The organism is Aestuariivirga sp., from assembly GCF_037139295.1.
Classification (GTDB): domain Bacteria; phylum Pseudomonadota; class Alphaproteobacteria; order Rhizobiales; family Aestuariivirgaceae; genus Aestuariivirga.
Map to the genome: position 1 here is coordinate 1 of NZ_JBAXGR010000004.1, position 25245 is coordinate 25245.

The window sequence follows — 25245 nt, forward strand, 5'->3', positions numbered from 1 at the left end:
AGCCCGCCGCTCCTCCGCCGTCTGCGGGTCACGCGCCAGCCGCGCACGCCATGCTGGCATCCAGTCCCTCAGCGCCTCCGGCTCCTCGCTATTGCTCAGTGCACGGAAGGTAATCGTGAAGTCGGCCCGTGCCAGCTGCATCGCGTCCAGCAGCCCCTGTATCAGCTCAAGGTCGCCGTCCTCCTCGCTCACCAGGCCGATCTTCCTTCGGAAGCCCGCCAGCCAGTATTTCGTATAGATCGCCGGAAAAGCCTCGACGCGCTCGGTGGCAATCCGGATCGCCTCCTCGCGGTTCTCGTTCAGGAAGGCCAGCAGCGTCTCGGCCAGCCGCGCCAGGTTCCACTGCGCGATGGGCGCCTGGTTCTGATAGGCATAGCGGCCATAGGTGTCGATGGAGCTGAACACGGTCGCCGGGTCATAGGCGTCCATGAAGGCGCAGGGGCCATAGTCGATGGTCTCGCCCGAAACGCTCGAGTTGTCGGTGTTCATCACGCCATGGATGAAGCCCACCTGCGCCCAGCGCGACACGAGCGAGGCCTGGGCGTCCATCACCGCGTCGAGCAGGGCAAGTGCGGGGTTCTCCGCGCCCTTGAGGTCCGGATAGTGGCGCGCGATCACATGGTCGATGAGCAGCCTGAGCGATTCGAAATCCTTGCGCGCGGCGAAGAACTGGAAGGTGCCCACTCTGATGTGGCTTGCCGCCACGCGGGTCAGCACCGCGCCCGGCAGCACCGCGTCACGGTAGACGCGCTCGCCGGTGGTGGCCGCCATCAGGGCGCGGGTCGTCGGAATGCCCAGCGCATTCATGGCCTCGCTGACCAGATATTCGCGCAGCACCGGCCCCAGTGCCGCCCGCCCGTCGCCGCCGCGCGAGAAGGGGGTGCGGCCGGGGCCCTTGAGCTGGATGTCGCGGCGACGGCCTTTCACGTCGATGACCTCGCCCAGCAGGATGGCCCGGCCATCGCCCAGCTGCGGAACGAAATTGCCGAACTGGTGCCCGGCATAGGCCTGGGCAAGCGGGCTGGCGCCCGCGGGGATCGCGTTCCCCACGGCCACCTCGGCCGTCAGAACCCGGGGGTCGATCCCCAGCTCCCGGGCCAGGGGTTCGTTCACCTTGATCAGCCGGGGGGCAGAGACGGGGGTCGGGTCTACCCCCACATGCATGGTGCCGGGCAGCCGGGCATAGGAGTTGTCGAAGGGAATGGGGCGGTGAGCTTCGGTCATGCCCGGCACTATAGGGTGGTAAGTGCGGAAGTTCCCCCCGGAAGCGACATAAAGAATTCTTTATGTCCTCATGGACAGGGGCGAGGACCACTGCTATAGACGCGCCCAATTCAGCCAATGAGGACCCGACCATGACCCGCGCCCACGACTATCACGTTGCCGACATCAAGCTTGCCGACTGGGGTCGCAAGGAAATCGACATGGCCGAGGTCGAAATGCCGGGCCTGATGGCCACCCGCGCCGAATACAAGGCGCTGCAGCCGCTGCGTGGTGCGCGCATTTCGGGCTCGCTGCACATGACCATCCAGACCGCCGTGCTGATCGAGACGCTGGTGGCACTGGGCGCTGACGTGCGCTGGGCCTCCTGCAACATCTATTCGACGCAGGATCACGCCGCCGCCGCCATCGCCGCCGCCGGCATCCCCGTCTTCGCCTTCAAGGGCGAGACGCTGAAGGATTACTGGGACTACACCGCCAAGATCTTCGATTGGCCCGATGGCCAGCCCTCCAACATGATCCTCGATGACGGTGGCGACGCCACGCTTTACATCCTCTTGGGCTCCAAGGCCGAGAAGGATGCGAGCCTCATCGCGCACCCCAAGAGCGAGGAGGAGGAATATCTCTTCGCCGCCATCAAGAAGCGCATCAAGGAACAGCCGGGCTGGTTCGACAAGGTGAAGGCTTCGATCAAGGGCGTCTCGGAAGAGACGACCACCGGCGTCCACCGTCTCTATGAGCTGCAGAAGAAGGGCGAGCTGCCCTTCCCCGCGATCAACGTCAATGACTCGGTGACCAAGTCGAAGTTCGACAACAAGTACGGCTGCCGTGAGTCGCTGGTGGACGCGATCCGTCGCGGCACCGACGTGATGATGGCCGGAAAGGTGGCCGTGGTCGCAGGCTATGGCGACGTGGGCAAGGGCTCGGCGGCTTCGCTGAAGGGTTCCGGTGCCCGCGTCATCGTGACCGAAGTCGACCCGATCTGCGCGCTGCAGGCCGCGATGGACGGCTTTGCCGTGCAGACCATGGAAGACGTTGTCGCGACGGCTGACATCTTCGTCACCGCCACGGGCAACAAGGACGTGATCACGGTCGATCACATGAAGCAGATGAAGGACATGGCCATCGTCTGCAACATCGGCCACTTCGACAACGAGATCCAGGTGGCGGAGCTTAGGAACTTCAAGACCACCAACATCAAGCCGCAGGTGGACATGGTCCACATGCCGTCGGGTGCGCGCGTCATCCTGCTGTCTCAGGGGCGCCTGGTGAACCTCGGCAACGCCACGGGCCACCCGAGCTTCGTGATGTCGGCTTCCTTCACCAACCAGACGCTGGCCCAGATCGAGCTCTTCACCTCGGCCGGCACCGGCAAGTACCAGAACGAGGTCTATGTTCTGCCGAAGCACCTCGACGAGAAGGTCGCCCGCCTCCACCTCGAAAAGCTGGGCGTGAAGCTGACGAAGCTCCGGGACGACCAGGCGGCTTATATCGGCGTGACACCCCAGGGTCCGTTCAAGCCGGAATATTACCGCTACTGAGGATTCCGGCCCGCCCCGCTTTTGGTTATACCGAAGCGGGGCGGATGACCGTGCTGATTCGGCACGCCATCCCGGCACTTGGACCGGAGAAGACATGGACGCCGGTTTCGGCAGCAGCTTGGCGGGCGATGGGGTCGCCCTCATTGCGGTTTTGGCCGTCACGGGCGCATTCATCCTCACCCGTCGCATGCTGCGTCGCTGGGGCGGCAAGACCGCCGGCCAGCGCATCGCCGACCTTGAAGCCCGTTTGAACGAGGCCGAAACCGCCATTGCGGCGGAAGCCCATGTGCTGGTGATCTGGCGCGGCAAGTCCGCACTCCCCGATCGCGTGCTGGGCTCCATGCATGGCGCGGCCACCCTGCCGGAGAGCCCTGAAGCCCTCATCGCCTTCCCCTCCTGGCTTGATCGTGATTCGGCCCTGGCCCTTGCCGACTGCCTGCGCGACCTCCGCCAGCACGGCACCCCCTTCAACATCGCCATCAAGAGCCTCGGCGGCGAATTGCTGGAGGCTGACGGCCGCACCGCCGGCGGCCTTGCCACGCTGCGCTTCCGCCCGCTGGCCGGCGAACGCCGCGACATCGCCGCCCTGGCGCATGAGGCGCACCGGCTGGGCAAGCAGGTGGAGCGCCTCAGCGCCGTGCTCGATGCCGCACCCTTGCCCGTCTGGCTGCGCGGCACCGAAGGCAAGCTCCTGTGGGTGAACCAATGCTACGCCGCGGCAGTCGATGCCCAGGATCCGGACGTCGTCGTGGGGCAGGGCACCGAACTCGCCGGCCGCGCCGCCATGGACCGTACGGCGGCCAGCGTCACGACGGGCTGCCTTGGCCGCATCCATGCCGTGGTCTCAGGCTCGATGCGGGCACTCGACGTGTTCGAGGTTCCCGTTTCCGGCGGCACGGCGGGCTTCGCCATCGACATGACCGTGCTGGAGAATGCCGAGAAGGAACTGGACCGACACATCAAGGCCCACACCTCGACGCTGAACAAGCTCGACACCGCGATTGCCATCTTCGGGTCCGACCAGCGCCTGCGCTTCCACAATGCCGCCTATGCGGAGCTCTGGCCGATCGATTCCGACTGGCTCGACAGCCACCCGCCCGATGCCGAGATTCTCGACCGCCTCAGGAATCAGCGCTGCATCCCCGAGCAGGCGAATTACCGTGAGTGGCGGGCCAAGCAGCTCACCGCCTATACCACCATCGAACCGCGCGAGGACTGGTGGCACCTGCCCGACGGGCGCACGCTGCACGTCGTCTGCGAGCAGCACCCCTTCGGCGGCGTCACCTATCTCTATGAGAACGTGACCGACGAACTCGCACTCGAAAGCCGCTACAACGAGCTGATCGGCGTGCAGCGCGAGACGCTGGACAATCTCGAGGAGGGCATCGCACTGCTTGGCTCCGATGGCCGCCTCAAGCTCTACAATCCGGCCTTCGCGCAGTTCTGGCAGCTTGACCCGGAGGTGCTCGAAGCCCAGCCCCACATCGAGGAGCTGGCGCAGCACGGCAGCCAGCTCGCCACCGATTCGAGTTCATGGGACGAGGTGCGCTACAGCGTCACGAGGCTCGATGCCGAGCGCAAGCCCGTCACTGGCAAGATCGATGTGTCCGACCATGTCCTGCAATTCGTGGCCGTGCCCCTGCCTGACGGCAACACGCTGCTCACCTTCGCCGACATTTCCGACTCGGCGCGCATGGAGCGCGCACTGCGTGATCGCGCCGATGCGCTGGAAGCAGCAGACCGCCTCAAGAACATGTTCCTCTCGAACGTGTCCTACGAGATCCGCACGCCGCTCACCTCCATCCTCGGCTTTGCCGAAGGCCTGCAGATTGGCCTCGCCGGACCCCTGACGGCGAAGCAGCAGGAATATGTGCGTGACATCCGTCGCTCGTCGACGGACCTCAAGACCATCATCGACGCCATCATCGACCTGACCGCCATCGACGCCGGTGCCCTCGAGCTCAAGCTCGAGCACGTCGAAGTCACTTCGTTGCTCGAATCCGTGGCCGAGAAGCTGGCCAACCAGATCGACGAACGTGACCTCACGCTCAACATCGAAGTGGGTGCCGACGTCAATGCCTTCGTCGCCGATGCCAAGCGCGTGGAGCAGATACTTTCCAACCTTCTCTCCAACGCCATCGGTTTCTCGGATCGCGGCGCCACCATCCGCATGGGTGCCAAGAAGACCCGCGGCCAATTGCAGCTCTGGGTCTCCGACCAGGGCCGCGGCATCGAGCCCGAATTCCAGAAGCAGGCCTTCGACCGCTTCCAGTCGCGCCCCGTGCCTGGCGGTCATCGCGGCCCCGGCCTCGGCCTTGCCATCGTCAAGAGCTTCGTCGAACTGCATGAGGGACAGGTGTCGCTCCTCTCAAAGATCAACCAGGGCACCACCGTCCTCTGCACCTTCCCGCTCGACGGCCCGGGCGCGGCGCAGCGCCCGGACATGCGCAAGACGGCCTGAGCAGGATGCAACTCACCCGCCGTTTCGACTCCGCAGCAGCGCTGGAATCCTTCGCCGCCGAACTCTCGCTCTTTGCACGCCGCGGCATGGTGCTGCTGCTGAAGGGTGATCTTGGCACCGGCAAATCCACCTTTGCGCGCGCCTTCATCCGCGCGCTGGCGCAGGGTGTTGAGTTCGACGTGCCGAGCCCCACCTTCACGCTGGTGCAGACCTATGACGAAACACGCGTGCCGGTGGCCCATGCCGATCTCTATCGCATCGGTTCCGCACAGGAACTGGACGAGCTCGGCTTCGATGATCTGGTGAAGACCCATGTGCTGGCCGTCGAGTGGCCAGAGAAGATCCTCAATGAAGTGCACGCCGACCGGTTGCTGATCGAACTCTCCGGCTCTGGCAACCACCGCGACGCCGTGATCACCGCGCGCGGTGCATGGGAGCAGGCATTGTCGCGCAACACCGTGATCAACCTGTTCCTCGCCACCACGCGCTGGGCCAATGCCGAACGCCGCTTCCTCGAAGGCGATGCCTCCTTCCGCCGCTACGAGACGCTGCACCTCGGGAGAGAGGTGGCGATCCTCATGGACATGCCGGCGCGCCCTGACGGGCCGCCAGTGAAATATGGCAAGCCCTACAGCGCCATAGCGCACCTGGCGGAGGACATCCGCGCGGTGATCGCCATCAACGGCGTGCTCTGCGAGCGCGGCTACAGCGCGCCCAGAACCGGGGCTCACGATCTGGCACAGGGCTTCGCGGTGCTGGAGGACCTGGGTCGCCAGGTCTATGGCGGCATGATCCGTGAAGGCCGGGACATGGCGGAACCCATGTCCGCGGCCGTTGCCGTGCTCGCCGACATGGCAAGCCGCGAGTGGCCGCGTGATGTACCGCTCGATGGCCAGACCCATCGCGTGCCGCCCTATGACGTTGAGGCCCAGCTGATCGAAGTCGATCTGCTGCCCTCATGGTTCTGGCCGCACCTGAACGGCGCGCCGATCCCGGCTGTGGTGCTGGCGGAATTCGAAGCGCTGTGGATGGAACTCCTGCCGCTCACGCAAAGGGGCCGCCGCGTCTGGGCGCTGCGCGACTATCACTCACCCAACTTGCTGTGGTTGCCGGAGCGCAAGGGGCTGGAGCGTGTCGGAATCATTGATACACAGGATGCGCTGATGGGCCACCCGGCCTATGACCTCGCCTCCATGCTGCAGGATGCACGCGTCGATATCGACTTCGGTGTCGCCGATGCGCTTTACGAACAATACTGCGCATTGCGGAAGGATGATCCCACGTTCGACCGCGCGGAATTCGACGTGGCCTATGCCATACTCGGTGCGCAGCGCGCCACCAAGATCCTCGGCATCTTTGCGCGGCTGTCGAAGCGCGACGGCAAGCACGGCTACCTCCGCCACATCCCCCGCGTCTCGCGCTATCTCGAACGCAACCTCGCGCACCCGCAGCTGGCGCATCTGAAGCGCTGGTTCGACACGCACCTGCCCGCCGCGCGGCGCGAGATCGCCTGATGCACAAGACTGGCACCCGCGCCATGGTTCTCGCTGCTGGCTATGGCCAGCGCATGCGCCCGCTCACGCTGACGCGGCCCAAGCCCCTGGTGGAGGTCGCTGGCAAATCGCTCATCGACTATGGCTTTGACCGGCTGCGCGCCGCCGGCGTGGAGGAGGCAGTGGTGAACGTCCACTACCTGCCTGACCAGATCGAGGCCTGGGCGAAGCGACAATCAGCACCCCGCATCATGATCGCTGATGAGCGGGCAGAGATCCTCGATACCGGGGGTGGTGTCGCCAAGGCCCTCCCGCTTCTGGGTGACGCGCCCTTCTTCGTCATCAACAGCGACAGCTTCTGGGTGGATGACGGCACCCCCGCGCTTGATCGCCTGCGCGCCGCGTGGGACGATGAGGTGATGGATTGCCTCCTCCTCCTTTCACCGCTCGCGCGCACCGTGGGTTATGACGGCAAGGGCGATTTCGTGCGAGGCGTGGATGGCAGGCTGGCGCGCCGCGCCACGTCGCAAGGAACACCACTCGCCTATATCGGCGGCTATCTCGTCTCCCCGCGCATCTTCAAGGACGCTCCGGAAGGCGCCTTCTCGATGAACCTGTTGTGGGACCGCGCCATTGCCGCAGGCCGCCTGTTCGGCATTGAACACACCGGGCGCTGGCTGCATGTGGGGACGCCGGAGGCCATCGGGCTTGCCGAAGCGGCGCTTGGTGCATGAGCCATGGCACGACACATCCCGCGCCTCTTCACCATCGCGCCTGACAAGCCCTTCCTCGAGGTTCTGGCCGACGCCGTCCTGAAAGGCTTTCCGCATGCGGATGGCAAGGCACCGGGCAAGCTCGACCTTGCGCGCTGGACCATCCTGCTGCCCACCCGCCGCGCCGTGCGCGAGCTGGAGGACATTTTCTTCCGCAAGACAGGTGGTTCGGGTGTGCTGCTGCCGCGCATCCAGCCGCTGGGCGACATCGACGAGGACCTGCTGCAGCCGGAGCATGGCGCCGAGGAGCTCGGAACCCCGATGAGCGTGCCGGGCCAGCTTCTGCTGCTGATGGACCTCATTGACGACTGGGCGGCAGCCAACCCGATGACGCGTCTGGCGCAGGAGATTGCCGCAGCACCCCACCAGGCGGGCGGCCTCGCGCAATCGCTTGGCGAGCTGCTCGATGCACTGGAGACCGAGGACGTTGAGGTGGCGAAGATCGCTGATCTCTATGGCCTCGAATCCGCTCGCCACCGCGAAGCGATCCTCGAGTTCCTGGCGATCGCGCGGGAGAAATATCCCCAGCGGCTGGCGGCAGAAAAGGCCATGGGCCCGCAGGCCCGCCGCTCGGCGATCCTCAGGCGCGAGGCGAAGCGGCTTGAATTCACCCGCACCGAAAGGCCCTTCATTGCCGCAGGCTCCACGGGCTCCATCCCGGCCACCTGCACGTTGCTCAAGGCCATCGCCGGCCTGCCCAACGGGGCCGTGGTGCTTCCCGGCCTCGACACGTTGATGGACGAGCCAGGCTGGACGGCCGTCGGCCCCACGCACCCGCAGCATGCACTGAAGCAGTTGCTCGCCCGCCTCGATGCCACGCGGCAGATGGTGTCCGAGATGGGCGGCGCGCCGGGCCCGCGCGCCTGGCTGGCGAGCGAGCTGATGCGGCCCGCCGAAACGGCGCATCTCTGGCATGGCGCGCTCAAGGGGCAGGAGGCGCGCGTGGCTGAAGCCATGCAGGGCGTGGAACTCGTCGAGGCGCGCTCGGTTCCGGAGCAGGCGCTGGCTGCCGCGCTGATCCTGCGCGAATGCCTGGAAACGCCCGGCCGCAGCGGCTGCCTCGTCACGCCGGACCGCCAGCTGGCGCGGCGCGTCAAGGTGGAGCTGCAGCGCTGGAACATCACCATCGATGATTCCGGCGGCGAGCCGCTGATTCGCTTCGGTGGCGCCTCGCTCCTCAACCTGCTGCTCGAGGCGCTGTTGCAGAACTTCGCCGCCGAGCCGCTGGCAGCCCTGCTGCGCCATGACCTTGCGACCTTCGGCCTGCCGCCTGATGAGGCGCGCCACCATGCGAGCCTGATCGAGCTTGCCTTGCTGCGCACCGGCACGGGTGCGCCCGAGATCGGCAAGCTCTCCCATGCCCTGCGCACCGCCACCGCGAAGGACAATCGCCGCGCCCTGTCGCTGGCGGTGAAGCACGTCACCGATCCGCAGTGGGAAGCGACCATTACGCAGGCGAGCCGCATCTCGGATGTGCTGTCACCGCTTGCCGCCAATGCGCCGGACACGCTCGCCGAACATCTCGACCGCCTCGTTGCGGCCTGCGAGGCGATCGCCGGGGAAGCCTTCTGGGCGGGCGAGGGCGGTGCGGAACTGTCCGATGCCTTCGCGTTGCTGAAGCAGGAATCGCGCCTCCTCAATCGCTGCGACCTGCAGCGCACGGCTGCCATCCTCCGCCACTGGCTGCATGGGCTTCCGGTGCGCAGCCAAAGGCGCAATCCAACGCCCCTCAGCATCCTTGGCTTGCTGGAAGCGCGCCTCATCCGTGCTGATGTGATGGTGCTTGCCGGCCTCAACGAGGGCACCTGGCCCGGCGCCACGGATTGCGGCCCCTGGCTCAACCGCCCGATGCGCGACGTCCTGGCGATGAAGCAGCCCGAGGCGCAGATCGGCCAGACCGCACATGACTTCGTGCAGGCCTTCGGCAACAGCACGGTGAAGCTGCTGTGGTCACGGCGCATCGGCGATGCACCGGGAACGCCATCGCGCTGGCTGCACCGGTTGCAGATGATTCTCGAAACCGCAAAGCTGAAGGAGCAGTTTGCAACCAGCCCGTGGCCTGCGCTGGCGCGCCGGCTGGCGGAGCCGGCTGCCGTGACACCCATCGCCATGCCGAAGCCGCGGCCCCCCGTGGCGCTGCGGCCCAAGGCATTGAGCGTCACCCGCATCGAGAAGCTGATTCGTGATCCTTACGCCATCTATGCCCGCTTCATCCTGCAGCTCGAGCCGGTGAAGCCCGTCTCCTCCGTGCCCGATCCCGCACGGCGCGGCACGATCTTCCATGCGGCGATCGGCGACTTCCTGAACCGCTTCCCGATGGAGCTGCCCGCCAATGCCGCAGCCGAGATGGAGCTTGAGGGGCGCAAGCACTTCGAGCAGATCGCGGACTATCCTGGCCTGGTCAGCTTCTGGTGGCCGCGCTTCCGGCGCATCGCCACCTGGATTGCCGAGCAGGAGCCGGCATGGCGTGACGGGGTGGGGCTCGTGGTGGCGGAGCGTAACGGTGCGATCGCCTTCCCCGTGGCGGGAGAAGACTTCACCCTCTCCTGCCGCGTGGATCGCATCGACCTGATGGCCGATGGCTCCGCCCGCATCGTCGACTTCAAGACCGGCGGCGTGCCCAGCAAGAAGGAGGTGGAGGTCGGCCTCGCGCCGCAGCTTACGCTGCAGGCAGTGATCCTGGCGCGCGGTGGATTCAGGGATGTGACGACAAGGGAGACGCGGCAGCTCTGGTACGTGAAGCTCAGCGGCGGCAACCCGGCGGGCGACGTGGATGAGTTGAAGAAGCTCGACCCGCCCGTCATGGAATTGGCGGAGAAGCACTTTGCGGAGCTGCAGAAGCTTCTTGGGAAATATGCCACGCTCGGGCAACCCTATTACCCGCGCACCATCATGAAGAAGGAGGATGATCCGAGCGATTATGATCATCTCTCGCGCTTCCAGGAATGGTCGCTGTCGGGGGGCGGCACATGAGCCTCAATCCCGCTGCCAGCATGGCCCAGCTCAAGGCGTCAGATCCGTCCGCCACCGTGTGGGTCAATGCCAATGCCGGCTCCGGCAAGACCCATGTGCTGGTCGACCGCGTGGTGCGGCTGATGCTGGATGGCACCGAGCCCTCGCGCATCATGTGCCTCACCTTCACCAAGGCGGCGGCAGCCGAAATGGCCAACCGCTTGTTCGACCGCCTGAGCAAGTGGATCGCGCTTGATGACACGGCCCTGCGGGCTGAACTGAAGAAGCTTGGCTCGCCCGATGCCGGTGCCGCACTGCTGGAGCGCGCACGCCAGCTGTTCACCCGCGCGCTGGAAACGCCGGGCGGCCTCAAGATCCAGACCATCCATGCCTTCTGTGAACGCGTGCTGCAGCTCTTCCCCGTCGAGGCGGGTGTGGTTCCGCATTTCACCATGCTGGATGACCGCGAGCAGCTGAGCCTGCTTCAGGAGGCGCGCAACGGAGTTCTCTCCGGCGCGCAGGATGAGACCACGGACATCGGCAAGGCTCTCAGCGATGTCGTCAACCGGGTGAACGCGGATGATTTCGACAAGCTGCTCACCCAGCTCCTGTCCAAGCGCTCAACCCTGCGGGCGCTGTTCGACGAGGAGAAGGGGCTGGAGCAGGCCGAAAGCCTGCTGCGCATGCACATGTCGCTGGAACAGGGCATCACGCGCGACAGCCTTGTTGCGGGCTTGTCCTGCGATGTGACGCGCTACCTTGAATTGGCGGATGCTCTCGACGGCGGAACGGATACCGAGAAGAAGACTGCCGCGAAGCTGAGAGCCGGCTGCGCTGCCCGGAACCCCAGCCTTCTCGATTTGCGCGGCGTGCTGCTGACCGGCGAAGACACGCCTCGCGCCAATGTCGCCAATGCACCAACACAGCGGCAGCATCCCTGGATCGAAGACTTCGTGAAGGCCGATCAGGCACGGCTCGTGACGGGTTTGGGCATTCTCGGCGATCTCACCTGCCTCGGTGCCACGCTGTCGTTGCTGCGGCTGGGCTCCGCCATCGTTTATCGCTTCGAGGCGGCAAAGCGCGCGCGCGGCGCCTATGACTTTGAGGACCTCATCATCAGGACGGCGGAACTCCTGCGCGAAAAGCCGGATGCTGCCTGGGTGCTGTTCAAGCTCGATGGCGGCATCGAGCATCTGCTCGTCGATGAGGCGCAGGACACGAGCCCCATGCAGTGGCAGATCGTGCAGGCTCTGACGGGCGAGTTCTTCGCGGGCGAGGGCCGTCATGGCAGCAAGGCGCGCACGCTCTTCGTGGTGGGTGACAGGAAGCAGTCGATCTATTCTTTTCAGGGGGCAGACCCCAATGTCTTCGAGCAGGTGCTGGGCGAGGTGAAGGGCCAGGTCGAGGGCGTGCAGCAGGAGTTCCGCCAGGTGGACTTCAGCGTCTCCTTCCGCTCGCTGGAAAACATCCTGAAGGCCGTCGATGGCGTGTTTCCGGCGGGCTCGGATGCGCGCAGCGGCCTTGATGGCAGCATGCCGCGCGAGTGGCAGCACGTGGCCAACCGCCGCGAGGCGCAGGGCACCGTTGAACTCTGGCCGCTCATCGAGCCCGCCGACAGGCAAGACCCCGACCCATGGCAGGCACCGGTCGACCGCGAGCCGGCGCAGTCGCCGCGCCGCCAGCTGGCGCAGAAGCTTGCCGCCACCATCAAGGGCTGGATCGGCAAGCGCATGCTGCCGGCGCGAGGCCGCGCGGTGCAGCCGGGCGACATTCTGATTCTCGTCCGGCAGCGCAACAGCTTCTTCGATGCGATGATCCGCGCCCTGTGGAACGCGCAGGTGCCGGTTGCGGGTGCTGACCGGCTGAAGCTGGGCGAGAACATCGCCGTCCTCGACCTCGTGGCGCTGGCGCAGTTCGCCATCATGCCGGAGGATGACCATGCGCTGGCCTGCGTGCTGAAGAGCCCGCTGCTGGCCACGGCCCTGAGCGAGGATCAGCTGATCGAGATCGCCGCGACGCGCGGCGCGATGCCGCTGTGGCAGAGCCTCACGCAGCACGACGCCGAAGCTTGCCGCAGTGCTGCCGCCTTTCTCCGTCCGCTCATCATGCAGGCGCCCTCGGCGCGGCCCTTCGAATTCTTCTCCGCCATTCTCGGCAAGGCAAGGCTGCGTATCGTGTCGCGGCTTGGCAGCGAGGCCAATGATGCCATCGATGCCTTCCTCGATCGCGCACTCGACTATGAGGAGGCGCATGGCACCTCGCTTGCGGGCTTCGTCAACTGGTTCCAGGCCGGCGAGATCGAGATCAAGCGCAACATGGAGCAGGGTTCGGGCGAAGTCCGGGTGATGACCGTCCATGGCGCCAAGGGCCTCGAGGCGCCGATTGTCATCCTGCCGGACACCACGAGTACGCCGGAACAGGGTCGTGGCGATTCACTCCTGATGCTGGAGGGTGGCGATGGCTACGCCCGCGTGCCGCTGTGGGTGGTGCCGAACCTCGGACCATCGAAGGCGGTCAAGGACCTCAAGGCGGCACAAAGGGATGTGGCAACGGCGGAGTATCGCCGCCTGCTTTATGTCGCGATGACGCGGGCCGGTGATGAACTCTATGTCTGCGGCTACAGTGGCAAGAACGAGCCACCCAAGAACTGCTGGTACAACACGGTCGCTGGCGCGCTCACCGACAAGATGACGCCGCTCGATGGCGGTGAGGGCTGGCGCCTCGGTCCCGCGCCGGTCATGGCCGAGGCCCAGGCGGAAGCCAGGGCGGTGGAGGTGCTCGCCCTGCCGGACTGGATCTCGCGCGAGGTCGGAACTGTGTCGGTCGAGACCTCGCCGCCCGCCCGCAAGCGCGCCGAGGCACGGGTGGCACGCGGCATCCTCATCCACCGCATCCTGCAGAACCTGGCCGACTTGCCCGAGGCAGAGCGCGCCGCCCAAGTCAGCTTGGCGGTGCGAAGGGCCGGGCATGACCCTGCCCTTGGCGAGCAGTTGCAGGCCCTGATCGCCGAGCCCGTGGTGGCGGAGCTCCTCTCTGCCGACGGGCATTCGGAAGCCGCGCTCATCGCCCAGCGGCCGGATGGCAGCCCTGAGCGCCGCCGCATCGACAGGCTGGTGATGACGGCCGATGGCATTCTCGTCGCCGACTACAAGACCGACCGCGAGGTGCCCGCGACAGCGGAGGCCTGTAACCCGGAATATCTCATGCAATTGGCGACTTACCGGGATGCCCTGCGATTGGCTGCACCCGGCAGGCCGATGCGCTTCTGCCTCCTCTTCACCGAGGCGCCGCGGCTGATCATGGTGCCGGACGCGCTCCTCGACCGCATGGCCGCCCTGCGCCAGACCCGGCCTTGACCCTGGGCGGGGTGGCTCCTACCTTCCCCCCATCGCAACGGCGAATCCCCGCCACAGTCCCAAAGAGGTTTCCATGTCCACCCACAAGGTCTCTGACGCGTCCTTCGAAAAGGACGTCCTGCAGTCCGACACGCCCGTCGTCGTCGATTTCTGGGCGGAGTGGTGCGGCCCCTGCAAGATGATCGCCCCGGCGCTGGAGGAAATCGCCCGGAGCCTCGGCCCCAAGGCCAAGATCGTGAAGATCAATATCGACGAGAACCCCTCGGTCCCCTCCCAGTATGGCGTGCGCGGCATCCCGACGCTGATGGTGTTCAAGGGCGGCCAGGTTGCAGCCACCAAGGTGGGTGCAGCGCCGAAGAACCAGCTGCAGAGCTGGATCGAAGAGTCGATCTAACCGCTCCGGTTGATTGGAACACGCGATGGCCGCCTTCGGGCGGCCATTTTCTTTTTGCGGCAATTTTTCTGCCTTGATGCTGCCATCGGCCCACCTTCATACGGTTGTCATGAAGTTGTCGGGTGGGTAGGATGCCCGGCGGGAGGACGAAGAATTGACGATCGCCGAAACGGGCAGCACCGCACCGTCCGAACTCAGCATATCAATACCCGCTTGGATGCAGGCAGCAGGACGGATCATACTGCAGCTTCTTGCCGTCTATCTTCTTCTGCTTGCCATCCATGCCTATCTCGGCTGGTGGTCTCCTGAATTCCTCGACGGCCGCAGCCTGTGGCATTTCTGGTTCTCGCGCATGATCGTTCCGATGGTCATGCTGGGCTTCTTCGTGTCCTTCGCGCGCCTGTTGCCCGCCGGCGCAATGCTGGGCGCGGGCCTTCTGTTTGTCGGCACGCTGTCGCAAATCAAGAAGGACTCGACCGGCGAGCCGTTCCAGATCAGCGACCTGTTCCTCGCGGGTCAGTCCGTGCACTTGCTGCACTATGTTTACTGGTATCACTGGCTGCTCGGTGGGCTGATCATCCCCGCCGCCATCTGGTATGCCATGAACCTCCGCTTCCGCTGGTGGAGCCTGCCAATGGCGCTGGTCTTCGTCGCGCTGCTCTCCACCTATCGCATCCAGTGGGTGGCGAACTGGATCCATGACAACAGCTGGTGGATCGGCGTCGAGAACCTCACCTTCAGCCAGGCCGAGAGCGAGCGCATGAACGGGCTCGGCACGCATCTCTATTTCTCCATGGCGGGGCTGCGCCTCAAAACCTACACGCAGCCCGAGGTGCAGCAGGCGATGGCGGAGCTTAATGCGCCCAAGCCGCCAATGGCCACTGCGGCCACCGGCACGAAGCCTGATGTCTACATCGTCCTCGGCGAGGCCTGGTGGCATGACCCCGACGATCCGGACTCACCACTCAACCAGCTGAAGGATGCGGGCTTCACGGAATCGATTGCGGTGTCGCCGGTCTATGGCGGCACCACGCCCAATGCGGAGTTCGAGGTCCTGACCGGCATTCCGATCAAGACCTTCCAGGATGGCATCATCCCCTACCAGCACTACATTCAATACATCACCGACAGTTCGCGCAGTCTGCCGCGCATCCTGACCGAAAGGGGCTATGCCGCAACGGCGTATCACAACTTCACCCGCCGCTTCTGGCTCCGGGACCAGATCTATCCGAAGCTCGGCTTCGATGACTTCGTCTCCATGGACCAGATGACGCTGACCATCCAGCCCAATGACTGGCCGACGGACGAGGGCCTCTACAAGGCGGTGCTGGACCGGGTGGGCAATGGCGGCCCGCAATTCCATTTCATCGTCACGGTGCAGACGCACGGCCCTTACGAGGCCGATGACAGTGACCTCAAGGGCCACGAGGGCGTGCATGATTATCGCACGCGCCTCGACGGCGCAGCGCGCGCGCTTGCGGCGTTCAAGAAGGAGCTTGATTCCCGGGGACGTCCCTATGCACTGGTGCTGTTTGGCGATCACCTTCCGGGCCTGCGCATGCACCAGCTCCACGATGGAATGAAATCCGAACAGGACCCGCGCCTGCACCAGATCCCGGTGCTGATCGCCAGCAATACGGACAAGCCTCAGGACCTTGCCGATGCAATCCACGGCCGTCCGCTCTACTGCCTGTCACCGATGGTTCTCGACTGGATCGGCCAACCGGTGGACGAGGCTTACATCAATTATCTCGATGCCAGCTGCCGCAACGCGGAAGATCCCAAGATTCGCCCGGCTGAAGCGGTGATCCAGAACCAGCTGTTCACCAAGGATCCGATCTAGGTCATTCCTCGTCGAACTTGCTGTCGACGAGCTGGGTCAGCGCGTCCAGTGCCTCGCCGGCCTGGTTGCCCCTCGCCTCGACCATGATCGAGGTGCCCATCGCCGCACCCAGCATCATCAAGCCCATGATGGAGGTGGCCGGCACCGACATGCCGTCGCGCGTCACCGTGATCTCGGCATCGAAGGCCTCGGCGCATTTCACGAACTTGGCAGAGGCGCGGGCATGCAGGCCGCGCTGGTTGGCGATCGCGAGTTCGCGTGCTGCCACCGTCGCCGACATGCTCAGTCTCCGAGGATCTGGCTGGCAACGTTGATGTACTTGCGGCCGGCGTCCTGCGCGGCGGTTGCCGCCTTGTCGAGGGCATAGTCCCGGCGGATGCGTGCGAGCTTCACGAGCATCGGCAGGTTCAGCCCGGCCACCACCTCCACCTTGCCGATCTCGAGCAGCGAGATGGCAAGGTTCGATGGCGTGCCGCCAAACATGTCGGTGAGGATAATGACACCGGAACCGGTGTTGACGCGGGCAACGGCCGCGGCGATATCGGCGCGGCGGCTTTCCATGCGGTCATCAGGGCCGATGGCGACGGTCTCGATCGCGGCTTGGGGGCCCACCACATGTTCCAACGCAGAACGGAACTCTTCCGCAAGGCGGCCATGGGTGACCAGGACGAGTCCGATCATGGTGGTGGTAAAACTCCGCGCATTTCCCGTTCAGGGTGGCGCACAATGCCTCTAACGACCGGGCGATGCAACATGGATTCAGGGACTGATGAACTGGTCCAGCGCGGCCCGCAAACGGGCAGGTGCTGAGGCATTCCAGGGGTCGAGCAGGATCAGCGGAAGGGCTTCGCCGAGAATGTCCATGCGGGCACTTGTCAGCTCCGGCATGCGCTCGATTTCAGCTGACGGCGTGAGCCTGACAGCAAGCCGCAATCGGGCTTCGGCGACAACGGAAAGTTCAGCAATGCCCAGGCCCCTGATCTCCAGCTTGCCCTTCAGGGAATCTGGCGCGGAGGCCAAAAGCGCTCCAGCCGATCTGCGGATGACGACCTGGTCATCCGCCACCAGCTGCGCCGTGCGTTCCCTGCCGGAAAGGCCAGCGCCTGCCTGGTCGATCAGCCGCAGCGCCAGGTCGGACTTTCCGCTGCCGGGCTTGCCCACCAGCAGCACGCCCTCAGCCCCGATGGCGACACAGGTGCCGTGGATGAGCGCTTCCTCATGCATTGGGTGCAGCCGGAATGCGCACGGTGAAGCGCGCGCCAAGCACCGGCTTCTCGCCCGTCTCGTCCGCCTTGCCATGGCGGTTCTCGACCCAGATGCGGCCCTTGTGGGCATCGACGATCTGCTGCGAAATGGAAAGGCCAAGACCGGAGTTCGAGCCGAAGCTGCCTTCGGGCCGGTCGGTATAGAAGCGCTCGAAGACACGCTGCAGATTGTCTGCCGGAATGCCGGGGCCGAAATCATCGACGCGGAATTCGACGTCAGGGCCGATGCGGCGGACGCGCACCTGCAGTTTCGTGCCGGGCCTCGTGAAGGAGCGCGCATTGTCGATCAGGTTGCGCACCACCTGGCCCAGTCGCGAGTCGTGACCCATCACGGTATATGCCTTGGCGCGGTCCATGCCGGGCGGCGGCTTGGCAATCTCGAACTCGACTTCGGCCTGGCCTTCCTTGCGGGTGTCATTGGCGTAGTTGGTGATCGACTCCAGAAGCTGTGACAGGTCGAAGGCCTGCGCCTCGCCGCGTGCGAGTTCGGCATCAAGCCGCGATGCATCCGAGATGTCGGTGATGAGCCGGTCGAGCCGCTTCACGTCATGTTTCACGATCTCGACGAGGCGCTCGCGCTGTTCCGGCGTCTTGGCATAGGCGAGCGTCTCGACCGCGCTGCGCAGCGAGGTGAGCGGGTTCTTCAGCTCATGGCTCACATCCGCCGCGAAAGCCTCGATGGCGGCAATGCGGTTGTAGAGCGCGTTGGTCATGTCGCGGACGGCACCTGAAAGATCGCCGATCTCGTCACCGCGTGACGAGAAGTCCGGAATTTCCACCCGCTTGTTGATGCCGCGTCGCACGCGTTCGGCGGCGGCCGCCAGCTTGCGCAGCGGCAGCGCAATGGTGGAAGCAAGCAGGATCGACAGCAGGATGGTGACGAGCGCTACGAAGCCGAAGGTCATCAGCACCACCTGGCGCTCGGCGCGCAGCACGCTGTCGATCTCGCCGCCGGTGGTGGAGAGCACGAGCGAGCCCAGCACGGCGCGGAAGCGCTGGATCGGCACCGCCACCACAACGATGATCTGGCCCCGGTCATTGAGGCGCACGAGGCTGACCTTGGCGCCCTTCAGGGCGGCGGCCACCTCGGGGAAGTCCTTGCCATTGTCGATGCCGTATTCGATCTGCTTCGGATAATCGTAGCTGAAAGTCCATGTGACGAAGCGGTTCCACAGCGACGAGGCACTGAAGCTGTCCGGCTCGCCATTGGGCGGCGGCAGGTCGGATTGCACGATGTCGCCACGCGAATAGAGGAAGCGGCTGTCGACGACGAGATTGCCGTCCTTGTCGATGATCCGTGCCCGGACGGTGGTGTTGGCGAGCAGGCGCTTCAGCACCGGTCCTGCGGCTTCAGGATCGATGGGAAAATCAAGGCTCGACATCTGTTCGGAGTCGGGCAGGATTTCTTCATTGCTGTCGGCCAGCGAGTCCGGGTCAATGACGATGGAGCCGGTATCGACGGTTGCTGAGCCCGCCACTGCCGCGGCGATGATCTGCGCCTGGGTGGTTAGGCTCTGGACGCGCGCGTCGATGAGGCCCTGGCGGAACTGGTTGAAGTAGAGGATGCCGGCCACCAGCACGATGAGGCCCAGCAGGTTGAGCAGCACGATGCGGCTGGTCAGCCGGTGCGGCCAGATGCGGCGCACAAGGCCTTGTCGCGGCGCAGCCTCGCGTTCCGCGGCATCGGCCTCTTCGGCCTCTGCGCGGTCCGTGGTCTCGGGCGGCATCACCTTGTCAAGCATCGGCGGTCACCGGGCCCGAGGGGGTCCGGTCTATTGCTCCTTGAAGCGGTAGCCCACGCCATAGAGTGTTTCAATGGCATCGAAGTCGGCATCGACCGCGTTGAACTTCTTGCGCAGCCGCTTGATGTGGCTGTCGATGGTGCGGTCATCGACATAGACCTGGTCATCATAGGCGGCATCCATCAGTGCGTCGCGGCTCTTGACGATGCCGGGGCGCTGGGCGAGCGACTGCAGGATCAGGAATTCCGTGACCGTCAGCGTCACGGGCTTGCTGTCCCATGTGCAGGAATGGCGGTCGGGGTCCATGGCCAGCTTGCCGCGCTCGATCACCTTGGCGGCCTCGGCCGGGGTCTGGGCCACGTCACGGTTCAAGGCGCGCCGCATGACGGCCTTCACGCGCTCGACCAGCAGGCGCTGCGAGAACGGCTTCTTGATGAAGTCATCCGCACCCATCTTGAGGCCGAAGAGCTCGTCGATCTCGTCGTCCTTGGACGTCAGGAAGATGACCGGCAGGTCTGATTTCTGGCGGATGCGACGGAGCAGTTCCATGCCATCCATGCGCGGCATCTTGATGTCGAAGATGGCCATGTCGGGCGGGTTGTCCTGCAGGCCCTGCAGGGCTGCCGCTCCGTCATTGTACTTCTGGACGACGTAGCCCTCGTTCTCGAGCGCCATGCCGACGGACGTCAGGATGTTGCGGTCGTCATCAACCAGCGCAATGGTGGGCATCTTCTTGTTCATTCCTTCAACTATGTCCTTCCATTGGCAGTAGGGGCGGAACTGGAACAAAATGTGGCAGGCATGATAGGCATTCCCGGCCACAATTGCGAGGTTTGTTCATGAGTGAGCGCAGAAGTTTCAGTGCAGACGAGGCCCGCAACCTGCTCCGCCGGGCCCGGACGGGCACATTGGGCACTCTCAATGCCGATGATGGCATCCCCTATGCCTCCCTGGTCAACCTCGGCACGGATGTCCGGGGCTGCCCGCTGATCCTCATTTCAACGCTGGCCTGGCACACCCGCAACCTGCTGGCGGACCCGCGCGGCAGCGTCATGGTGGCCGAGCTGCCGGAGCAAGGCGATGCCCTGACCGGCGCACGGGTCACCGTCATGGGGCGGTTTTCCAAGGTGGATCCGAAGGTCGCCGCCCGCCGCTTCCTCGCTCGCCATCCAGCTGCCGAGATGTATGCCGGGTTCGGTGATTTCGGTTTCTGGCGGCTGGAGCCCGAAAAGGCCCATGCGGTGGCCGGTTTTGGCCGGATCGAGACCATCCCCGCAAATGAGATGTTCCCCTCAGCCGATGAGATGATCGCGCTGGAAGAGGGTGCAGTGCAGCACATGAATGACGACCATGAGGACGCCATCCAGCGCTATGCCGGGAAGCTGCTGGGCGCCAGGCCCGGCGGCTGGAAAATAACGGCGATCGACCCCGATGGCGCCGACCTTCGGCGCGGCGATGATGTGCTCCGGCTTCCCTTTGACGTGCCGGTCTATTCAGGCGGCGCCCTGCGGTCGCTGCTTGCACGGCTGGGCGAGCAAACACGAAGTTAGGGCATACTCTCAGAAAATGATGTACGATACCGCAGAAAATTGATGTAAACTCTGCTTTTCAGTCATTTTCTTCTTGCAGGACCCGACGACCGGTCTCTAAGTAGCTCTACTGTTCACAGGAGCACGACATGGACACAGCCGCCGACGCCCTCATCCGCGCCCAGCTCGCCGACTTTGGTCTGGCCTGGCTGGACAAGATCTCGTGGAACGCGCCGGCCGCCGTGCTCTATCAGGACGCGGTTGCCCGCGGCGAAGGCGTCGTTGCGGAAGGTGGCGGTCTCGTTGTCACCACCGGCCAGCACACCGGCCGCAGCCCGAACGACAAGTTCGTGGTGCGCGACGCCTCCACCGAAAACACCATCTGGTGGGATAACAACAAGGCGATGAGCCGCGAGCAGTTCGAAACGCTGCGCAAGGACTTCATGGCCCATGCCCGACTGAAAAGCATTTTCGTGCAGGATCTGGCCGGCGGCGCCGAGATGGCCTACCAGCTGCCCACCCGCGTCATCACCGAATATGCCTGGCATGCGCTGTTCATCCAGCACCTGCTGATCGTGCCGGAGGACCAGAACGGTTTCGCACCGAAACTCACCATCATCGATCTGCCGTCCTTCAGGGCCGACCCGGCCCGCCACGGCACGCGCAGCGAAACGGTGATTGCACTCGACCTCGCCAATGGCCTCGTGCTCATCGGCGGCACGCAATATGCGGGCGAGATGAAGAAGTCGGTGTTCACCGTGCTCAACTACTTGCTGCCCGAGAAGGGCGTGATGCCAATGCACTGCTCGGCCAATGTCGGCCACAAGGGCGACAGTGCGGTGTTCTTTGGCCTCTCAGGCACCGGCAAGACAACGCTCTCGGCCGATCCCTCGCGCACGCTAGTGGGCGACGACGAGCACGGCTGGTCGGAGAACGGCCTCTTCAATTTCGAAGGCGGCTGCTACGCCAAGGTCATCAAGCTGTCGAAGGAAGCCGAACCCCAGATCCATGCCACCACCGAAATGTGGGGCACGGTACTGGAGAACGTGAAGGTCGATCCCGTCACGCGCAAGCTCGACCTGCATGACGGCTCGCTCACCGAGAATACCCGTTCCGCCTATCCGCTCTCCGCCATTGCGAACGCGTCGAAGACCGGCACCGCGCCGATCCCGAAGACCATCGTCATGCTGACGGCCGATGCTTTCGGCGTGCTGCCGCCGATTGCAAAGCTGACGCCAGCCCAGGCCATGTATCACTTCCTCTCAGGTTACACCGCCAAGGTGGCGGGCACCGAGCGTGGTGTCACCGAGCCGCAGGCTACCTTCTCCACCTGTTTCGGAGCGCCCTTCATTCCGCGCGATCCGGGCGTCTATGGCGAGCTGCTGCGCGACCTGATCGCCAGGAACGACGTCTCCTGCTGGCTGGTCAACACCGGCTGGACGGGTGGTGCCTATGGCGAGGGCCACCGCATGCCGATCAAGGCGACGCGCGCACTCCTGAACGCCGCACTCGAAGGCCGCCTCGACGACGTGCCGATGCGCACCGATGCCAACTTTGGCTTCGCGGTGCCGCAGGCCGTCGACGGTGTGGACACCAAGATACTCAACCCGCGCGAAACATGGGCCGACACGCGCTCCTATGATGCGATGGCGCGCAAGCTCGTCGGCATGTTCGTCAAGAACTTCGCCAGGTTCGAAGCCAAGGTTGGTGCTGACGTGAAGGCCGCCAGCCCCAGCCTGCAGATCGCCGCGGAGTAAGTCCCGGGCGCTTGCGAATTTCACGGCACGGGCCCAAACAGGGTTCGTGCCGTCTTCCTTTGATCACTACAACTTGCTGACCCTCGCCCTCACCGTGCTTGTCGCCGGCGTGGCTGGGCTGGCGCGTGGCTTCTCGGGCTTCGGCGCAGCGCTCATCTTCATGCCGGCGGGCAGCGCACTGGTGGGACCCGCCGTTGCGGCCCCCGTGCTGCTGGTGGCCGATGGCGTTCTCTCGCTGGGCTTCCTGCCGCGTGCCTGGGTCCTGGCGCGGAGACGTGACGTGGCGCTGATGGCGTCGGGTGCGGTGATCGGCGTGCCGCTCGGGGCCTATGTGCTGCGCCATTCCGATCCCCTGCTGCTGCGCTGGGTGATCGCCGGCCTCGCGTCCTCCATGCTGCTGCTGCTGGTATCGGGATGGCGCTATCACGGCACGCCGCGCGCATCCGTCACCGCTGTTGTGGGCGCGGTGGCGGGATTGTTCGGCGGGCTCGCGCAGATGACCGGCCCGCCCGTTGTTGCCTACTGGCTCTCCGGCAAGGAGACGCATGGCACGATGCGCGCCTCGATCATTCTGTTTTTCGGGGCGACCACGGTCTTCACCTTCATCAGCTATCTCGTCTCCGGCATCATCACCGTGCAGACGCTCTGGCTTGCCGCCCTGGTGGCACCTGCCTATGCGCTGGGCCTGTTCAGCGGCGCGCGCGCCTTCCATCTGGCCAGCCCCGACATCTTCCGCCGCCTGTGCTTCGTGCTGATCGCCGCCTCGGTGGTCACGAGCCTGCCAGTCTGGCGCTAAGCTCTGGCTTCGTGAGCGATGCAGATGCAACCTGTTTCCTCGTTCGACAGCGAATCCTCGAACAGCATGCAAAGGTGCGGGCCTGCTGCATCGCCGTCGCGGCCCTTCTCGCGAAAGAAGCGGCAGCTCGCGCAGATGCCGAAGCTCTCGAGCTCGCCGCGCTTCACCTCGCGCGCCAGCAACTCCTCGACTCCGCGCTGCATGCGTCGCCTGGTCTTGCCGCCGAGTTCCTCGACCGCCGCTTCGAACTGCACCCACGGGTCGTTGTCCAGCGTCTCGCGGCCCTTGTCGGTCAGCGAGAGGCGCACCGACTTCCGCGCATCGCGCGCCGCCTTGGCGATGAGCCCCTTGCGCTCCAGCGCCATCACCGTCTGCGAAATGGTGCCCTTCGTGGCGCCGAGATAGCGCGTCAGCGCGCCGGGCGTATTGGAAAAACGGTTGGCACGGGCGACATAACGCAGTGCCTCGCGCTGGGCAGGGTTCAGCCCATCCTCATGTTCGCGCGCCCGCATCACGCGGGCCAGCCGCTCCAGCGGCCAGGCGATCATGCGACCGTCGCCTGTCTCTTCATCATCACTGCTCATGGGGCGTCATGGTTCCACAAACAGGCGTCACGTGCGAGTGGAATTTGGGGCCTCACGCGCCCATGAAGCGCTGCACCGCAGCGCGTTGCGCGGCCGTGATGTGAAGGCCATGCTTGGTGCGGCGGTCAAGCACGTCTTCCGCCGTCCGCGCCCATTCCGCGCGGCGCAGGTAGTCGCTCTCCACCTGATAGAGCAACCCGCCGAAATGCTGGCCGAGACCTGCAATGTCGCGGGCACCGTTGAGCACATCCATCGTGCGGGTGCCGTAAAGGCGCGCATAGTGATGGGCGAGGCCTTCCGGCAGCCACGGCTTGGCCGTCTGAAGCTGCGCGAGAAAACGGTCGAAGTCGGCATCCGGCATGTCGCCGCCGGGCAGCGGGGCCGTGGCCGTCCACGCGGGCTGCATGGCGGGGAAGAAGGGCCTCAGCTTCTCCAGTGCGTGCTCGGCAAGCTTCCTGTAGGTGGTGATCTTGCCGCCGAACACCGACAGCATCGGCGGCTCCCCCGTCACGTCGAACACATAGTCGCGCGTGACGGCCGATGGGTTCTCGGCATTGTCATCGTATAGCGGCCGCACGCCGGAGAAGGCGTGGATCACCAGGTCCTTCGTGATTGGAGCCTTCAGATAGCGGTTGATGGCGGCGAGCAGGTAATCGACTTCGCGCTGGTCGATGACCACGTCCTCAGCCTTGCCCTCATAGGGAATGTCGGTGGTGCCGATCAGCGCCATGTCGCCTTCGTAGGGGTTGACGAAGATCACCCGCTTGTCGTCGTTCTGGAAGAGATAGGCCTGCGGGCCCTCCCAGAATTTGCGGACGATGATGTGGCTGCCCTTGACGAGGCGCACGCGGCGCGGCGAGTTGGAGCCGGCAACGCCGTTGATGACATTCTCCACCCACGGCCCCGCCGCATTGGCGATGGCCTTCGCCTTCACTTTCGACTGCACTCCATCGGCAGCGGTGAACTCCACCTCCCAGCCGCCGTTCACGCGGCGCGCGGCGGTGGCGGCGGTGCGTGTCATGATCGTTGCGCCGTGCTCCTTCGCATCGAGTGCGTTCAGGGACACGAGACGTGCATCATCCACCCAGCAATCGGAATATTCGAAGGCGCGTGTGAACTCGGGACGGATCGGCTTTCCTTCCGGATCGTGCGCCAAGTCGATGTTGCGGCAGCCCGGCAGCTTCTTGCGGCCACCAAGATGATCGTAGAGGAAGAGACCGAGGCGCACGAGCCAGGCCGGGCGCTGTTCGGGCGAATGCGGCAGCACGAAGCGCATGGGCCAGACGATGTGTGGTGCTGCATTGAGCAGCACCTCGCGTTCGATCAGCGCCTCGCGCACCAGGCGGAACTCGTAGTATTCGAGATAGCGCAAACCGCCGTGGATAAGCTTGCCGGAGCGCGATGACGTGCCTTGCGCCAGGTCGTCCTTCTCGCACAGGATGACGGAGAGGCCTCGGCCTGCCGCATCGCGGGCGATGCCGGCACCGTTGATGCCACCCCCGATGACGACCAGATCGACCGGCTTCAGCTCCTGCATG

The 25245-nt window shown here is 65.0% G+C and carries 19 protein-coding genes; 11 read left to right on the forward strand and 8 right to left on the reverse strand.

Features of this window, described 5'->3' with window-relative positions; translation table 11 throughout:
* Nucleotides 1–1224 (reverse strand): YdiU family protein (locus tag WCJ41_RS02135; RefSeq protein WP_336904174.1); only part of this gene is annotated, 1224 nt, incomplete at its 3' end.
* A gap of 131 nt (nucleotides 1225–1355) precedes the next feature.
* Between WCJ41_RS02135 and ahcY the strand changes: the two genes are divergently transcribed.
* From ahcY to WCJ41_RS02175, 8 genes are all read left to right on the forward strand, one after another.
* On the forward strand, nucleotides 1356–2762 hold the full coding sequence (gene ahcY, locus WCJ41_RS02140; RefSeq protein ID WP_336904175.1) for an adenosylhomocysteinase: 1407 nt from the start codon (nucleotides 1356–1358) through the stop codon (nucleotides 2760–2762).
* Nucleotides 2763–2856: 94 nt separating this feature from the next.
* Nucleotides 2857–5223: a PAS-domain containing protein gene (locus WCJ41_RS02145; RefSeq protein WP_336904176.1), complete on the forward strand. Its 2367-nt coding sequence runs from the start codon at nucleotides 2857–2859 to the stop codon at nucleotides 5221–5223.
* Nucleotides 5224–5228: 5 nt separating this feature from the next.
* Nucleotides 5229–6737: a tRNA (adenosine(37)-N6)-threonylcarbamoyltransferase complex ATPase subunit type 1 TsaE gene (tsaE, locus tag WCJ41_RS02150; protein ID WP_336904177.1), complete on the forward strand. Its 1509-nt coding sequence runs from the start codon at nucleotides 5229–5231 to the stop codon at nucleotides 6735–6737.
* The gene (locus tag WCJ41_RS02155) at nucleotides 6737–7450 is read left to right on the forward strand and encodes a nucleotidyltransferase family protein (protein WP_336904178.1); all 714 of its coding nucleotides are present in this window, start codon (nucleotides 6737–6739) and stop codon (nucleotides 7448–7450) included. The genes tsaE and WCJ41_RS02155 overlap by 1 nt, the downstream gene beginning before the upstream one ends.
* Nucleotides 7451–7453: 3 nt before the next feature.
* On the forward strand, nucleotides 7454–10462 hold the full coding sequence (addB, locus tag WCJ41_RS02160; RefSeq protein WP_336904179.1) for a double-strand break repair protein AddB: 3009 nt from the start codon (nucleotides 7454–7456) through the stop codon (nucleotides 10460–10462).
* Complete coding sequence (gene addA / locus WCJ41_RS02165; RefSeq protein ID WP_336904180.1) at nucleotides 10459–13797, forward strand: double-strand break repair helicase AddA; 3339 nt, start codon at nucleotides 10459–10461, stop codon at nucleotides 13795–13797. Before addB ends, addA begins: the two co-directional genes overlap by 4 nt.
* Before the next feature lie 73 nt (nucleotides 13798–13870).
* Nucleotides 13871–14191, forward strand: coding sequence for a thioredoxin (gene trxA, locus WCJ41_RS02170; protein ID WP_336904181.1), 321 nt, complete (start codon nucleotides 13871–13873; stop codon nucleotides 14189–14191).
* Nucleotides 14192–14345: 154 nt separating this feature from the next.
* The gene (locus WCJ41_RS02175; protein WP_336904182.1) at nucleotides 14346–16034 is read left to right on the forward strand and encodes an LTA synthase family protein; all 1689 of its coding nucleotides are present in this window, start codon (nucleotides 14346–14348) and stop codon (nucleotides 16032–16034) included.
* Between the two features lies 1 nt (nucleotide 16035).
* On the opposite strand, the gene WCJ41_RS02180 is transcribed toward WCJ41_RS02175, so the two are convergent.
* The 5 genes from WCJ41_RS02180 to WCJ41_RS02200 all read right to left on the reverse strand — a co-directional run bounded on the left by WCJ41_RS02180 (nucleotide 16036) and on the right by WCJ41_RS02200 (nucleotide 19770).
* A complete protein-coding gene (locus tag WCJ41_RS02180; protein WP_336904183.1) occupies nucleotides 16036–16314 on the reverse strand; it encodes an HPr family phosphocarrier protein in 279 nt (92 codons plus the stop codon).
* A gap of 2 nt (nucleotides 16315–16316) precedes the next feature.
* The gene (locus WCJ41_RS02185; protein WP_336904184.1) at nucleotides 16317–16715 is read right to left on the reverse strand and encodes a PTS sugar transporter subunit IIA; all 399 of its coding nucleotides are present in this window, start codon (nucleotides 16713–16715) and stop codon (nucleotides 16317–16319) included.
* Nucleotides 16716–16793: 78 nt separating this feature from the next.
* A complete protein-coding gene (locus WCJ41_RS02190) occupies nucleotides 16794–17258 on the reverse strand; it encodes an aldolase (protein WP_336904185.1) in 465 nt (154 codons plus the stop codon).
* Complete coding sequence (locus WCJ41_RS02195) at nucleotides 17251–19041, reverse strand: stimulus-sensing domain-containing protein (RefSeq protein WP_336904186.1); 1791 nt, start codon at nucleotides 19039–19041, stop codon at nucleotides 17251–17253. The genes WCJ41_RS02190 and WCJ41_RS02195 overlap by 8 nt, the downstream gene beginning before the upstream one ends.
* 30 nt (nucleotides 19042–19071) lie before the next feature.
* Nucleotides 19072–19770: a response regulator transcription factor gene (locus WCJ41_RS02200; protein WP_336904285.1), complete on the reverse strand. Its 699-nt coding sequence runs from the start codon at nucleotides 19768–19770 to the stop codon at nucleotides 19072–19074.
* 110 nt (nucleotides 19771–19880) lie between these two features.
* Between WCJ41_RS02200 and WCJ41_RS02205 the strand changes: the two genes are divergently transcribed.
* From WCJ41_RS02205 to WCJ41_RS02215, 3 genes are all read left to right on the forward strand, one after another.
* Nucleotides 19881–20591 carry a DUF2470 domain-containing protein gene (locus tag WCJ41_RS02205; protein WP_336904187.1) on the forward strand — a complete coding sequence of 237 codons (711 nt, stop codon included), beginning with the start codon at nucleotides 19881–19883 and terminating at the stop codon, nucleotides 20589–20591.
* Nucleotides 20592–20719: 128 nt separating this feature from the next.
* The gene (locus WCJ41_RS02210) at nucleotides 20720–22327 is read left to right on the forward strand and encodes a phosphoenolpyruvate carboxykinase (RefSeq protein WP_336904188.1); all 1608 of its coding nucleotides are present in this window, start codon (nucleotides 20720–20722) and stop codon (nucleotides 22325–22327) included.
* Between the two features lie 73 nt (nucleotides 22328–22400).
* Entirely contained in the window at nucleotides 22401–23123 is a 723-nt protein-coding gene (locus WCJ41_RS02215) for a sulfite exporter TauE/SafE family protein (RefSeq protein ID WP_336904189.1), read from the forward strand.
* Here the strand turns inward: WCJ41_RS02215 and WCJ41_RS02220 are convergent.
* Nucleotides 23120–23707, reverse strand: coding sequence for a MarR family transcriptional regulator (locus WCJ41_RS02220; RefSeq protein WP_336904190.1), 588 nt, complete (start codon nucleotides 23705–23707; stop codon nucleotides 23120–23122). The two genes, WCJ41_RS02215 and WCJ41_RS02220, sit on opposite strands and share 4 nt — an antisense overlap.
* Before the next feature lie 52 nt (nucleotides 23708–23759).
* Nucleotides 23760–25244, reverse strand: a complete 1485-nt coding sequence (locus tag WCJ41_RS02225) for a glycerol-3-phosphate dehydrogenase (RefSeq protein WP_336904191.1) — start codon at nucleotides 25242–25244, stop codon at nucleotides 23760–23762.
* Between the last annotated feature and the right edge of the window lies 1 nt (nucleotide 25245).

What these genes read in the sequence shown, in the direction of transcription:
- WCJ41_RS02225 (WP_336904191.1), bottom strand. Translation starts at nt 25,244, where the DNA reads ATGCAGGAGCTGAAGCCGGTCGATCTGGTCGTCATCGGGGGTGGCATC.
- ahcY (WP_336904175.1), top strand. Translation starts at nt 1,356, where the DNA reads ATGACCCGCGCCCACGACTATCACGTTGCCGACATCAAGCTTGCCGAC.
- WCJ41_RS02185 (WP_336904184.1), bottom strand. Translation starts at nt 16,715, where the DNA reads ATGATCGGACTCGTCCTGGTCACCCATGGCCGCCTTGCGGAAGAGTTC.
- WCJ41_RS02205 (WP_336904187.1), top strand. Translation starts at nt 19,881, where the DNA reads ATGAGTGAGCGCAGAAGTTTCAGTGCAGACGAGGCCCGCAACCTGCTC.
- WCJ41_RS02180 (WP_336904183.1), bottom strand. Translation starts at nt 16,314, where the DNA reads ATGTCGGCGACGGTGGCAGCACGCGAACTCGCGATCGCCAACCAGCGC.
- WCJ41_RS02195 (WP_336904186.1), bottom strand. Translation starts at nt 19,041, where the DNA reads ATGCTTGACAAGGTGATGCCGCCCGAGACCACGGACCGCGCAGAGGCC.
- trxA (WP_336904181.1), top strand. Translation starts at nt 13,871, where the DNA reads ATGTCCACCCACAAGGTCTCTGACGCGTCCTTCGAAAAGGACGTCCTG.
- WCJ41_RS02220 (WP_336904190.1), bottom strand. Translation starts at nt 23,707, where the DNA reads ATGAGCAGTGATGATGAAGAGACAGGCGACGGTCGCATGATCGCCTGG.
- WCJ41_RS02145 (WP_336904176.1), top strand. Translation starts at nt 2,857, where the DNA reads ATGGACGCCGGTTTCGGCAGCAGCTTGGCGGGCGATGGGGTCGCCCTC.
- addB (WP_336904179.1), top strand. Translation starts at nt 7,454, where the DNA reads ATGGCACGACACATCCCGCGCCTCTTCACCATCGCGCCTGACAAGCCC.
- WCJ41_RS02210 (WP_336904188.1), top strand. Translation starts at nt 20,720, where the DNA reads ATGGACACAGCCGCCGACGCCCTCATCCGCGCCCAGCTCGCCGACTTT.
- WCJ41_RS02200 (WP_336904285.1), bottom strand. Translation starts at nt 19,770, where the DNA reads ATGCCCACCATTGCGCTGGTTGATGACGACCGCAACATCCTGACGTCC.
- addA (WP_336904180.1), top strand. Translation starts at nt 10,459, where the DNA reads ATGAGCCTCAATCCCGCTGCCAGCATGGCCCAGCTCAAGGCGTCAGAT.
- WCJ41_RS02155 (WP_336904178.1), top strand. Translation starts at nt 6,737, where the DNA reads ATGCACAAGACTGGCACCCGCGCCATGGTTCTCGCTGCTGGCTATGGC.
- tsaE (WP_336904177.1), top strand. Translation starts at nt 5,229, where the DNA reads ATGCAACTCACCCGCCGTTTCGACTCCGCAGCAGCGCTGGAATCCTTC.
- WCJ41_RS02190 (WP_336904185.1), bottom strand. Translation starts at nt 17,258, where the DNA reads ATGCATGAGGAAGCGCTCATCCACGGCACCTGTGTCGCCATCGGGGCT.